This window comes from Nocardioides sp. P4_G4, assembly GCF_056401085.1.
The window spans coordinates 1-12,295 of the sequence record NZ_JBFUKA010000106.1 but is presented as its reverse complement, the minus strand read 5'-3'; the positions used below and the strand labels follow the sequence as shown (position 1 = coordinate 12,295).

At 71.6% G+C, this 12,295-nt stretch carries 10 protein-coding genes and 1 pseudogene; 10 read left to right on the top strand and 1 reads right to left on the bottom strand.

Features of this window, described 5'->3' with window-relative positions:
* Positions 1 to 156: 156 nt before the first annotated feature.
* Positions 157 to 1,191 carry a LacI family DNA-binding transcriptional regulator gene (locus AC1DQF_RS19240; RefSeq protein ID WP_477526839.1) on the bottom strand — a complete coding sequence of 345 codons (1,035 nt, stop codon included), beginning with the start codon at positions 1,189 to 1,191 and terminating at the stop codon, positions 157 to 159.
* Positions 1,192 to 1,357: 166 nt separating this feature from the next.
* On the opposite strand from AC1DQF_RS19240, the gene AC1DQF_RS19235 reads away from it, so the two are divergent.
* The 10 genes and pseudogenes from AC1DQF_RS19235 to AC1DQF_RS19190 all read left to right on the top strand — a co-directional run.
* Positions 1,358 to 2,908 carry a sugar ABC transporter ATP-binding protein gene (locus AC1DQF_RS19235; RefSeq protein WP_477526838.1) on the top strand — a complete coding sequence of 517 codons (1,551 nt, stop codon included), beginning with the start codon at positions 1,358 to 1,360 and terminating at the stop codon, positions 2,906 to 2,908.
* Positions 2,905 to 3,936, top strand: coding sequence for an ABC transporter permease (locus tag AC1DQF_RS19230; protein ID WP_477526837.1), 1,032 nt, complete (start codon positions 2,905 to 2,907; stop codon positions 3,934 to 3,936). Before AC1DQF_RS19235 ends, AC1DQF_RS19230 begins: the two co-directional genes overlap by 4 nt.
* Positions 3,933 to 5,021 (top strand): ABC transporter permease, encoded by a 1,089-nt coding sequence (locus AC1DQF_RS19225; RefSeq protein ID WP_477526836.1) that lies wholly within the window; start codon positions 3,933 to 3,935, stop codon positions 5,019 to 5,021. The genes AC1DQF_RS19230 and AC1DQF_RS19225 overlap by 4 nt, the downstream gene beginning before the upstream one ends.
* Positions 5,018 to 6,061, top strand: coding sequence for a rhamnose ABC transporter substrate-binding protein (rhaS, locus tag AC1DQF_RS19220; protein WP_477526835.1), 1,044 nt, complete (start codon positions 5,018 to 5,020; stop codon positions 6,059 to 6,061). Before AC1DQF_RS19225 ends, rhaS begins: the two co-directional genes overlap by 4 nt.
* Positions 6,062 to 6,121: 60 nt before the next feature.
* Positions 6,122 to 6,511 (top strand): L-rhamnose mutarotase, encoded by a 390-nt coding sequence (locus AC1DQF_RS19215; protein ID WP_477526834.1) that lies wholly within the window; start codon positions 6,122 to 6,124, stop codon positions 6,509 to 6,511.
* On the top strand, positions 6,508 to 7,671 hold the full coding sequence (gene rhaI / locus AC1DQF_RS19210; protein WP_477526833.1) for an L-rhamnose isomerase: 1,164 nt from the start codon (positions 6,508 to 6,510) through the stop codon (positions 7,669 to 7,671). Before AC1DQF_RS19215 ends, rhaI begins: the two co-directional genes overlap by 4 nt.
* 98 nt (positions 7,672 to 7,769) lie before the next feature.
* A complete protein-coding gene (locus AC1DQF_RS19205; RefSeq protein WP_477526832.1) occupies positions 7,770 to 9,821 on the top strand; it encodes a bifunctional aldolase/short-chain dehydrogenase in 2,052 nt (683 codons plus the stop codon).
* A gap of 13 nt (positions 9,822 to 9,834) precedes the next feature.
* Positions 9,835 to 11,301 carry a rhamnulokinase gene (locus AC1DQF_RS19200; RefSeq protein WP_477526831.1) on the top strand — a complete coding sequence of 489 codons (1,467 nt, stop codon included), beginning with the start codon at positions 9,835 to 9,837 and terminating at the stop codon, positions 11,299 to 11,301.
* On the top strand, positions 11,298 to 12,083 hold the full coding sequence (locus AC1DQF_RS19195) for a (Fe-S)-binding protein (protein ID WP_477526830.1): 786 nt from the start codon (positions 11,298 to 11,300) through the stop codon (positions 12,081 to 12,083). The genes AC1DQF_RS19200 and AC1DQF_RS19195 overlap by 4 nt, the downstream gene beginning before the upstream one ends.
* Positions 12,080 to 12,295: pseudogene (locus AC1DQF_RS19190) on the top strand ((4Fe-4S)-binding protein); the annotation flags it as partial. The gene AC1DQF_RS19195 and the pseudogene AC1DQF_RS19190, both read left to right, overlap by 4 nt.

Here is a 12,295-nt window from a genome sequence, read left to right as displayed (position 1 = left end):
CTCGGAAGGTGGCTGGCTCACCGCTCCCGGGCGCGCGCTCACCGCTCCCGGGCGCGCGAGCACCGCTCCCGGGCGCGGGCACCGCTCCCGGGCGCGCGAGCGCCGCTTCCGAGCGGGCGGGCGAGCTCATGGCCGCGGACCCCGCGAGCCGAGGGGTCAGCCCAGTGTCGAGCGCCGAGCGACCAGCTCGGGGTCGAAGACGACCTGTTCGTGCACGTGGGCCGGGTCGTCGGCCTCGTCGACGAGCAGCCGAGCGGCCGTACGACCGAGCTGCGCGCGGGGCTGGCGCACCGAGGTGAGCGGCACGGCCGCGGCGGCCGCGAAGTCGATGTCGTCGAAGCCCACGATGGCGAGGTCCTCGGGGACGCGGATGCCCGCGGACGTGGCCTGCTGGAGCAGCCCGAGCGCGACGAGGTCGTTGGCGCAGAAGGCGGCCGTGGGTCGTGTGCGGGCGGGCAGGCCGGCGAGGCGTTCGCCGGCCGAGCGCCCCTCGGCGACGCTCAGCGCCGCCGTGGGTACGACGAGCAGCTCGTCGTCGGCCCGCCCGGCCTCGCGCCACGCCAGGCGGGCGCCCTCGAGCCGCTCGCGCACCTGCCCCAGCGAGTCGGGGCCGCCCACGAAGGCGACCCGTTGGTGGCCACGGTCGACGAGGTGCTCGATCGCCAGTCGTCCACCGAGCACGTCGTCCACCGAGACCGTGCAGAACGCCGCTCCGGGACGGGTGCGGTCCACGATGACCAGCGGGGTGCCGCGGCGCGCGAGGTCGGCGAGGCCGGGGGAGTCGGGGTCGACCGGGGTGACCAGGATGCCCTGCACCCGCTGCTCCTGGAGGTGGGCGAGGTGCGCCGCCTCCCGGGTGGCGCGGTTGTCGCTGTTGCACAAGAAGAGCGAGAGGTCCCGGTCCTCGGCGACGTGCTCCATGCCCTGGGCGACGTCGGTGAAGAACGGGTTGGTCGCGTCGAGCATCACGTAGGCGATGGTCCGGCTGCGCCCGGCCCGGAGCTGGCGGGCCGACTCGTTGCGGACGAAGCCGAGCTCGGCCATCGCGTCCTCCACCCGCGTCCGGGTCGAGGTGCTGACGCGATCGGGGCGGTTGAGGACGTTGGAGACGGTCCCCAGCGAGACGCCGGCCAGCTGGGCGACGTCCTTGACGGACGCGCTGCGTGCGGAGCCGTCACGCGAGTCCGGCACGGGTCCCCCTTGAAACGATCGAATGACACGGGATCGCGGAGGGATGACTCCGCTCGAGCGGCACTCTAGCGCCAAAATCGCGACAAGGGGTTGACGGCTGTGACTCCCATCACTTAACGTCTCCGGCATCGGATTGAAACCTTTCAATCCATGACGAGGAGGCACCGTGACCGGCCGCACCACTCCCGTGCTCGAGCTCCGCGACGTCTCCAAGTCGTTCGGACCGGTCGTCGCCCTGCGGGCGGGCAGCCTGAGCGTCGACGCCGGGTCGATCCACGCCCTCGTGGGCGAGAACGGCGCCGGCAAGTCGACGCTGGTCAAGGTCGTCGCCGGTGTCCACCGCCGTGACGGGGGCGACTTCCTGCTCGGCGGCGAGAGCGTGGACTTCTCCTCCACCGCCGAGTCCAAGGACGCCGGCATCGCGGTGATCTACCAGGAGCCGACGCTGTTCCCGGACCTCTCGGTCACCGAGAACATCTTCATGGGCCGCCAGCCGGTCAAGACCAACCGTCGCCTCGACCAGGCCGCGATGCGCAGCGAGGCCCGGGAGATCTTCGCCCGCCTCGGCGTCGACATCGACCCACGTCGCCAGGCGCTCGGGCTGAGCATCGCCGACCAGCAGATCATCGAGATCGCCAAGGCCATCTCCCTCGACGCGCGCCTCCTCGTCATGGACGAGCCCACCGCGGCCCTGAGCGGCAACGAGGTCGAGCGCCTCTTCGCCGTGGCCCGCAGCCTGCGCGACGAGGGCCGGGCGCTGGTCTTCATCTCCCACCGCTTCGACGAGGTCTTCGCACTGTGCGACCACGTCACGGTGATGCGCGACGGCTCCTACGTCTCCACCGACCGGGTCGCCGACACCACCGAGCGCGAGATCGTGGCCCGGATGGTCGGCCGCGAGGTCGCCGAGCTGTTCCCGAAGACGCCCGCCGAGATCGGGGACGTCGTCCTCGAGGTGCAGGGCCTCACCACGGCCGGTGAGTTCCACGACGTCTCCTTCACCGTCCGCGCCGGCGAGATCGTCGGGCTGGCTGGTCTCGTCGGCGCCGGGCGCAGCGAGATCGCCCGGGCCGTCTTCGGCGTCGACGCCTACGACACGGGGTCGGTCGTCCTGGACGGCCACACGGTCCGTCCGCAGAGTCCCCGCGACGCGATCCGTGCCGGCATCGCCTTCGTCCCCGAGGACCGTCGCCACCAGGGCCTGGTCATCGACGGGTCGGTCGCCCGCAACGTCGCCTCCGTGGTCCGCGGCGGCCTGACCCGGCTCGGTCTGCTCACCACGGCCGCCGAGAACGCCGCCGCCGGCCCGTGGGCCAGCCGCCTCGAGGTCAAGACCAGCGCCCTCGACATGAAGGCCGCCACCATGTCGGGCGGCAACCAGCAGAAGGTCGTCATCGCCAAGTGGCTGGCCACCAACCCCCGCCTGCTGATCATCGACGAGCCCACCCGCGGCATCGACGTCGGCACCAAGGCCGAGGTGCACCGCCTGCTCTCCGAGCTCGCCGGGCAGGGCATGGCGATCCTGATGATCTCGAGCGAGCTGCCCGAGGTCCTCGGGATGGCCGACCGGGTGCTGGTCGTGTGCGAGGGCCGGCTGACCGCCGACATCGCCCGCGACGACGCCACCCCCGAGAACGTCATGGCCGCGGCCACCCGGTCCAGCGAGCCGAGCACCGGACCCAGCAGCACCGGACGCAGCGAGGAGACCGTCGCATGACCGCCACCCTGGTGGAGCCCAGCCGGCAGAGCCCGGCCCAGCGCGCCGTCGGCACCGTGCTCCGCTCGCGGGAGCTCGCCATCACCGTCGTCCTGCTCGCGATCCTCATCGCCGCCACCACCCGACGCCACAGCTTCGTGCTCAGCGCCGACGGCTGGCGCGACACGCTGCTCACCCCCTCGATCCTGGTGCTGCTCGCGGTCGGCCAGACGGTCGTCGTCATCACCCGCAACGTGGACCTGTCGGTGGGCTCGACGCTCGGGATCGCGGCGTACGTCTCCGGCAAGATCTTCGTGGCCAACCCGGACACCCCGGTCGTGCTCGTCTTCCTCGCCGGGATGCTCGTGGGGGCGGTGATCGGCGCCTGCAACGGCTTCCTGGTCGCGTTCTTCCGGGTGCCCGCGCTCGTGGTCACGCTGGGCACGATGTACGTCCTGCGCGGYCTGCTCACCCACCAGGCCGGGAGCGACCGGCTCACCGCGTCCGACTTCCCGGCCAACTTCGAGTCCATCGGCACCCAGCAGGTCCTGAGCATCCCGGTGCTGACGATCATCGCCGCGATCGTCCTCGCCGTCGTCGGCTACTACCTGCAGACCGCCCGTGGCGGCCGCGAGCTCTACGCCATCGGCTCCGACCCGGACGCCGCGCGGCTCTACGGGCTCAACATCGGCAAGCGGGTCTTCGGTGCCTTCGTCCTCAGCGGGGCGCTGGCCGGGCTGGCGGGCGTCTTCTTCACCGCCCGCTACGCGACCGCCTTCTCCGGCACCGGCTCCGGCATCGAGCTCCAGGCGATCGCCGCCGTCGTCATCGGCGGTGTCGCGATCTTCGGCGGCAGCGGCACGGTCTGGGGGGCCGCCATCGGCGCCGTCCTCCTGGTGACCATCAACCGCGCGCTGCCGATCCTCGGCATCAGCGACTTCTGGCAGGGCGCCGTCGTCGGCGCGCTGATCATCGGCTCCATCGTCCTGGACCGGGTGCTCTCGGTCCGCCGCGCCAACCGACTCATCGAAGCGAGGGACGAGGCATGACCACCAGCACGATCGAGGGTCAGGTGACCCGCAACTACCCGTCGTACTCCCGCAACCTGTTCGCCCGGGTGCTGCTCACCCGCGAGGCCGCGGTCTTCGCCGCGCTCGTCGTGGTCTACGTCTACGCGCTGACCAGCGTCCAGTTCTTCGACAGCCCGCTCACGACGTACAACCTGTGGAAGGAGTACGCGCCGATCCTGCTGATGGCGCTGCCGATGACGCTGATCATCGTCTCCGGCGAGATCGACCTCTCGGTCGCCAGCACCCTCGGCGTCAGTGCGGCCACGGCCGGCGTGCTCGTCAAGGAGCACGGCGCCTCGATGCCGGTCGCGATCATCGCCGCGCTCCTCCTCGGCCTCGTGCTCGGCGCGTTCAATGGCTTCCTCATCGCGTACGTCGGGCTGCCGTCCCTCGCGGTCACCATCGGGACCCTGGCCCTCTATCGCGGCCTCGCGGAGGGACTCATCCAGGACAAGCGGATCTCCGCGCTGCCGGAGGCCTGGCGCGGGTGGCCCACCGATCGCATCGGCTCGACCAACCTGCCCATGGTGGTGATCCCGGTCGTGGTCCTGGCGATCGTCTTCGGCCTGCTCCTCCACTTCACCAGCTTCGGTCGCGGGATCTTCGAGATCGGCCTCAGCTCCGAGGCCGCGCACTTCTCCGGCGTCGACGTGCGCCGCACCAAGCTGCTGCTCTTCGTCCTGAGCGGAGTCGTGGCCTCGCTCGCGGGGGTCTACGTCCTGCTCAAGTCCAACTCGGTCGCGACCGACACCGGATCCGGCTACGAGCTGCGCGTGATCGCGGCCGTGCTGCTCGGTGGCGTCTCGATCTTCGGGGGCCGCGGGGCCCTGCCCGGCGTCATCGCCGGTGCCCTGCTCATCGCGGTCCTCAACTCGGCGCTCATGCTCAGCGGGCAGGGCTCCGAGGTCATCCAGATCATCATCGGCCTGCTCCTCGTGGCCTCGGTGATCGCCTCCAGCTTCCTGCCGCGGCTCCGGGAGATCCGCCCGCACAGGACGACGGCCACCAGGCCGGACCCTTCAGCGCCGCCCGCCGGCGACGAATCCCGAAAGGTACAACCATGAACCTCACGTCCAAGCGATTCGCGGCGGTGGCAGGACTGGCCCTGGTCGCCACCTCCGTCCTCGCCGGGTGCGGAAGCGACTCCAACTCCGACTCGGCCACCGACAGCGGGAGCGGCGGTGGGGACAGCGCCACGACCGTCACCTTCCTGCCCAAGAACCTCGGCAACCCGTACTTCGAGACCTCCGACGCCGGTGGCCAGAAGGCCGTCGAGGAGTTCGGCGGCACCTACGACGAGGTCGGCCCGGACACGGCCGGTCCGGACGCGCAGGTGTCCTTCATCGACACCGCGGCCCAGCAGGGCATCAACGCCCTGGTGGTCTCGGCCAACGACACGACCGCGCTGTGCGACTCGCTCAACGCGGCGCGCGACGCCGGCACCAAGGTAGTCACGTTCGACTCCGACACCGAGGTCGACTGCCGCGACATCTTCATCAACCAGGCCACCGCCGAGGGCATCGCCCAGGTGCAGGTCGACATGATCGCCGAGCAGATCGACGACGCCGGTGAGGTCGCGATCCTCTCGGCGGCCGCCAGTGCCACCAACCAGAACGCCTGGATCGAGATGATGGAGAAGGAGCTCGCCGACAACCACCCCGACATCGAGCTCGTCGACACGGTCTACGGCGACGACGACGACCAGACGTCGTTCGACAAGACGGCCGCACTGCTGGCCGACCACCCGGACCTCAAGGGCATCATCTCGCCGACCACCGTCGGCATCGCCGCGGCGGCCCGCTACCTGTCGACCTCGGACGCCAAGGGCAAGGTCGCGCTGACCGGTCTGGGCACGCCCAACCAGATGCGTGACTACGTCGAGGACGGCACCGTCACCGAGTTCGCCCTGTGGAACCCCGAGGACCTCGGCTACCTGGCGGCGTTCGCGGCCAAGGCGCTCGTCGACGGCGACATCACCGGCGAGGAGGGCGACTCCTTCGAGGCCGGCGACCTCGGCAGCTTCGAGGTCGGCGCCGACGGCACCGTCCTGCTGGGCGAGCCGTACCGGTTCAACAAGGACAACATCGGCGACTTCGACTTCTGATCGCCCCGTCCGGGGCGGCGCCCGCGCCGTCCCGGACCCGGCACCACTGACAGGCCCACCATGAAGCGCTACTGCTTCCAGCTCCAGGTCAAGCCCGACCGCCTCGAGGACTACACCCGGGCCCACGCGGCCGTGTGGCCCGAGATGGTCCAGGCACTCGCCGACACCGGGTGGCACAACTACTCGCTCTTCCTGCGTGGAGACGGACTGCTCATCGGCTACGTCGAGAGCGACGACCTCGCGCAGGCTCAGCGGGCGATGGCGGCCACCGAGGTCAACGCCCGGTGGCAGGCCGCGATGGGCGACCTCTTCGAGGACCTCGACGTCCCGCCCGACGAGGGGTTCGTGCTCCTCGACGAGGTCTTCCACCTCGAGGACCAGCTGTCCACGCCCGAGGCCGCCCCCCGAACCAGCACCCCTCCCACCAGCAGGACGAAGGATCCGTCATGACCGTGTTCGCCGACATCGCCCCCACCCTCGGGGCGCTGGCCATCGAGGTCCCGTCGTGGGCCTACGGCAACTCCGGCACCCGCTTCAAGGTGTTCGGCAGCCCGGGGACCCCGCGCTCGGTGCAGGAGAAGATCGCCGACGCCGCGACCGTGCACCGCTTCACCGGTCTCGCGCCCACCGTCGCCCTGCACATCCCGTGGGACCAGGTCGACGACTTCGCCGCCCTCGGCGCCTACGCCAAGGAGCACGGCGTCGCGCTCGGCACCATCAACTCCAACACGTTCCAGGACGACGACTACAAGCTCGGCAGCCTGACGAACGCCGACCCGGCCGTGCGTCGCAAGGCCGTCGACCACAACCTCGCCTGCATCGAGGTGATGAACGAGACCGGCTCCCGTGACCTCAAGGTCTGGCTCGCCGACGGCACCAACTACCCGGGCCAGGGCGACATCCGGGCCCGCCAGGACTGGCTGGCCGAGGGCCTCGCCGAGATCTACTCCCAGCTGTCGGAGGACCAGCGCCTGGTGCTCGAGTACAAGTTCTTCGAGCCGGCGTTCTACCACACCGACGTCCCCGACTGGGGTACGTCGTACGCCCACTGCACGGCCCTCGGCGAGCGCGCACTGGTCTGCCTCGACACCGGCCACCACGCGCCCGGCACCAACATCGAGTTCATCGTCGCGCAGCTGCTCCGGCTCGGCCGGCTGGGCTCCTTCGACTTCAACAGCCGCTTCTACGCCGACGACGACCTCATCGTCGGTGCGGCCGACCCGTTCCAGCTGTTCCGCATCATGGTCGAGGTCATCCGAGGTGGCGGCTTCGGCCCCGACAGCGACGTCGCCCTGATGCTCGACCAGTGCCACAACATCGAGGACAAGGTCCCCGGGCAGATCCGCTCGGTGCTCAACGTGCAGGAGATGACCGCCCGCGCGCTGCTCCTCGACGCCGAGGCCCTGGCCGCGGCCCGCGCGTCCGGTGACGTGCTCGCCGCCAACGCCGTCTTCATGGACGCCTTCTACACCGACGTGCGCGGCGACCTCGCCGCCTGGCGCGAGGAGCGCGGCCTCCCGGCCGACCCGATGCGCGCCTACCTCGACTCCGGCTACCAGCAGCAGATCGAGGCCGACCGCGTCGGCGGCGCCCAGGCCGGCTGGAACTGACGCAGCCCACCCGCCCCCACCCATCTCCAGCCATCCCCACCCGGTCTCGTGACGGTCGCAGAGCGACCTCCCCGACCAGCGAAGCGAAGGACAACACCGTGAGTGACCTCAACCCCGCCGTCTCCGAGCTGGTGCAGCGCTCGAACCGCCTCGGCCAGGACCCCAAGAACACCAACTACGCCGGCGGCAACACCTCGGCCAAGGGCACCGAGACCGACCCCGTGACCGGCGAGGACGTCGAGCTGCTGTGGGTCAAGGGCTCCGGCGGGGACCTGGGCACGCTCACCCCGTCGGGCCTCGCGGTCCTGCGGCTGGACCGGATGCGGGCGCTGGTCGACGTCTACCCCGGCGTCGAGCGCGAGGACGAGATGGTCGCGGCCTTCGACTACTGCCTGCACGGCAAGGGCGGGGCCGCCCCGTCGATCGACACCGCGATGCACGGGCTCGTCGACTCGGCGCACGTCGACCACCTCCACCCCGACTCCGGCATCGCCATCGCGACCGCCGCCGACGGGGAGGCGCTGACCAAGGAGGTCTACGGGGACAAGGTGGTGTGGGTGCCCTGGCGTCGGCCGGGCTTCCAGCTCGGCCTCGACATCGCCGCCATCAAGGAGGCCAACCCGCAGGCGGTCGGCTGCATCCTCGGCGGCCACGGGATCACCGCGTGGGGCGACACCAGCGCGCAGTGCCAGAAGAACTCGCTGTGGATGATCCGCACCGCGGAGAAGCACATCACGCAGCACTCCACGAAGGATCCCTTCGGCAGCCGGCTCAAGAAGTACGAGCCGCTCGCCCCCGCCGAGCGCCGGGCCCGCGCCGCAGAGCTCGCCCCGCTGCTGCGCGGCGTCGCCTCCCAGGACCGGCCGATGGTCGGCCACTTCACCGACGAGAAGGTCGTCCTGGACTTCCTGGCCAGCCGCAACCACGTGCGCCTGGCCGAGCTCGGGACCAGCTGCCCCGACCACTTCCTACGCACCAAGGTCAAGCCGATGGTGCTCGACCTGCCCCCCACCGCGTCCCTGGACAAGGTCCGCGACCGGGTCGCTGCGCTGCACGAGGCCTACCGCGCCGACTACGCCGCGTACTACGACCGCAACGCCTCCGCGCTCGGCGGCTCGTGGCCCGCGATGCGCGGCGCCGACCCGCTGATCATCCTGGTGCCCGGCGTCGGGATGTTCAGCTACGGCAAGGACAAGCAGACCGCCCGCGTCGCCGGCGAGTTCTACACCAACGCGATCAACGTGATGCGCGGCGCGGAGGGACTCTCGACGTACGCCCCGATCGACGAGTCGGAGAAGTTCCGCATCGAGTACTGGGCGCTCGAGGAGGCCAAGCTCCAGCGGATGCCGGCCCCCAAGCCACTCGCCACCCGGATCGCGCTCGTCACCGGCGCCGCGTCCGGCATCGGCAGGGCCATCGCGACCAAGCTGGCCGCCGAGGGTGCGTGCGTCGTCATCGCCGACCTGTCGCTGGAGAAGGCGCAGGCGACCGCCGCGGAGATCGGTGGCCCCGACGTCGCCGTCGGCGTCCGGGTGGACGTGTCGGACGAGAAGGCCGTGCAGGCGATGGTGGACGCCGCGGTCCTCGCCTTCGGCGGTCTCGACCTGGTCGTCAACAACGCCGGGCTCTCGCTGTCCAAGTCCCTGCTCGACACCACCGTCGCCGACTGGGACCTCCAGCACGACGTGATGGCCAAGGGGTCGTTCCTGGTGTCGCGGGCGGCCGCCCGGGTGCTGATCGACCAGAAGCTGGGCGGCGACATCGTCTACATCTCGTCCAAGAACTCCGTCTTCGCCGGCCCCAACAACATCGCCTACTCCGCGGTCAAGGCCGACCAGGCCCACCAGGTGCGGCTGCTGGCCGCCGAGCTCGGTGAGCACGGCGTCAAGGTCAACGGCGTCAACCCCGACGGCGTCGTGCGCGGCTCCGGCATCTTCGCCGGCGGCTGGGGCGCGCAGCGCGCGGCGGTCTACGGCGTGGACGAGGAGAACCTGGGCGAGTTCTACGCCCAGCGGACGCTGCTCAAGCGCGAGGTGCTGCCCGAGCACTGTGCCAACGCGGTCTTCGCGCTCTGCGGCCCGGACATGACCCACACCACCGGCCTCCACATCCCCGTGGACGCCGGCGTCGCGGCCGCGTTCCTGCGCTGAGGACGAGGAACCAGTGGTTGAGGTGCGAGCGCAGCGAGCCTCGAATCCCCCTGTCCGCGTCGCCGCCGTCGACCTCGGCGCCTCCAGCGGCCGGGTCATGCTCGCCGAGGTCGGCCCCGGCCGGCTGCACCTCGAGCCGGTCGCGCGCTTCGCCAACACCCCGGTGCGCACGCCCGACGGCCTGCACTGGGACGTCCTGGGCCTGTACGCCGCGGCGCTGGGCGGGCTGCGCAAGGCCGTCCGGCTCACCGAGCGGGCGGGGGAGGGCCGGCTGGCCAGTGTCGGCATCGACAGCTGGGCGGTCGACTACGGCCTGCTGCGTGACGGCCGGCTGCTCGGCACGCCGTACCACTACCGCGACGAGCGGCGCTGCGTCACCGGCCCCGAGCGCGTGCACGCCACGGTGCACACCGACGACCTCCAGCGGCGCAACGGCCTGCAGTTCCTCCCGTTCAACACCGTCTACCAGCTCGCCGCAGACCCGTGGGTCCACGACGCCGACCGGCTGCTGCTGGTGCCCGACCTGTTGGGGCACTGGCTCACCGGCCGCGAGGTCGCCGAGGTCACCAACGCCTCCACGACCGGTCTGCTCGACCCGAGCTCGGGGCAGTGGGACGACGAGCTGATCGCGATGCTCGGCCTCCCGCGGAAGGTCTTCGCGGACCTGGTCCACCCGGGCGACGTGGTGGGCGACGTCTCGGCCGACGTCGCCTCCGCGCTGGGTGTGGACCGGCTGTCGCTCGTCGCGGTCGGGTCCCACGACACCGCCTCCGCGGTGGTGGGGACCCCGCTGGGCGACGACGCCTCGGCGTACCTCTCGCTGGGCACCTGGGGACTCGTCGGCCTCGAGCTGGAGTCCGCCGTGCTCACCGGTGCGGCGCGGGCGGCCAACTTCACCAACGAGGGCGGCGTCGACGGCACGGTGCGGTTCCTGACCAACGTCATGGGCACCTGGCTGCTCAGCGAGGCCATGCGCGCCTGGGACCGGACCGACCTGGCGGACCTGCTGGCCGCGGCCGCCGCCGTGGACACCGAGGTGCCCGTCTTCGACGTGCAGGACCCGCGGTTCGTGCCTCCCGGCGACATGCCCTCCCGCATCGCTGCCTGGTGCGCCGAGCACGACGTCCGGGCGCCCGCCGACGCCGCGTCCACCGTGCGCAGCATCGTCGAGTCCCTCGCCGCGGCGTACGCCACCGCGATCGAGGTGGCCGGCAACCTCGCCGGGCGCACCGTCACGACCGTGCACGTCGTCGGCGGCGGGGTGCAGAACACCCTGCTGTGCCAGGCGATCGCCGACCGCTCCGGCCGCGAGGTGGTCGCCGGCCCGGTCGAGGCCACCGCCCTGGGCAACGTGCTGGTGCAGGCCCGCGCCGCGGGCGCCGTGACCGGAGGCCTCGACGACCTGCGGGCCCTGGTCCGCGAGACCCACGACCTGCGGTCCTTCACCCCGCGGGCCCCTCGGGAGAGGATGCCGTCATGAGGGTCGCCCTGCTGGTCACCTGCATCAACGACGCGATGTTCCCCGACACCGGGAAGGCCGTGGTCACGCTGCTGCGCCGGCTCGGGGTCGACGTCGAGTTCCCCGTCGCCCAGACGTGCTGCGCCCAGCCGATGGTCAACACCGRCTACCTCGACGAGGCGGTCCCGGTGGTGCGCACCTTCGTCGACGCCTTCGCGGGGTACGACGCCATCGTCACCCCGAGCGGCTCGTGCGCCGGCTCCGCGCGCCACCAGCACTCGATCGTGGCCCGGCGCTCCGGCGACCCGGCCCTCGAGGCGGCGGTCGCCGAGACCGGGCCGAGGACCTACGAGCTGAGCGAGTTCCTCGTCGACGTGCTCGGCGTGACCGACGTCGGCGCCTACTTCCCGCACACCGTGACCTACCACCCCACCTGCCACTCGCTGCGGATGCTCGGGGTCGGTGACCGCCCCCGCCGACTGCTCGAGCAGGTGCGCGGCCTGACCCTCGTCGACCTCCCGCAGGCCGAGGAGTGCTGCGGCTTCGGCGGCACCTTCGCGGTGAAGAACGCCGACACCTCGGTCGCGATGGGCTCCGACAAGGCGCGGCACGTCCGCGAGACCGGCGCCGAGATGGTGGTGGCCGGGGACAACTCCTGCCTGATGCACATCGGGGGACTGCTCTCGCGCGAGCGCTCCGGCGTACGCACCGTGCACCTCGCCGAGGTCCTGGCGGCCACCGAGGAGTCCGAGGGGCGCTCCGACGGACCGGCCGTCGGCGCCCGGGCGGGGGAGCGGGCATGAACACCGGCACCTTCGTCGGGATGCCGGCGTTCCCCGAGGCTGCCCGGGCTGCGCTGGGCGACACCCAGCTGCGCCACAACCTCGCCCACGCCACCCGCACGATCCGCGACAAGCGGGCCCGGGTGGTCGCCGAGGTCGAGGACTGGGAGGAGCTGCGCGTCGCCGGCGCCGCGGTCAAGGAGGCCGCACTGCGCGACCTCGCCACCCATCTC

Excerpts from the sequence above, each read along its gene's own strand:
- AC1DQF_RS19225 (WP_477526836.1), top strand. The coding sequence starts at position 3,933 with ATGACCACCAGCACGATCGAGGGTCAGGTGACCCGCAACTACCCGTCG.
- rhaS (WP_477526835.1), top strand. The coding sequence starts at position 5,018 with ATGAACCTCACGTCCAAGCGATTCGCGGCGGTGGCAGGACTGGCCCTG.
- AC1DQF_RS19215 (WP_477526834.1), top strand. The coding sequence starts at position 6,122 with ATGAAGCGCTACTGCTTCCAGCTCCAGGTCAAGCCCGACCGCCTCGAG.
- rhaI (WP_477526833.1), top strand. The coding sequence starts at position 6,508 with ATGACCGTGTTCGCCGACATCGCCCCCACCCTCGGGGCGCTGGCCATC.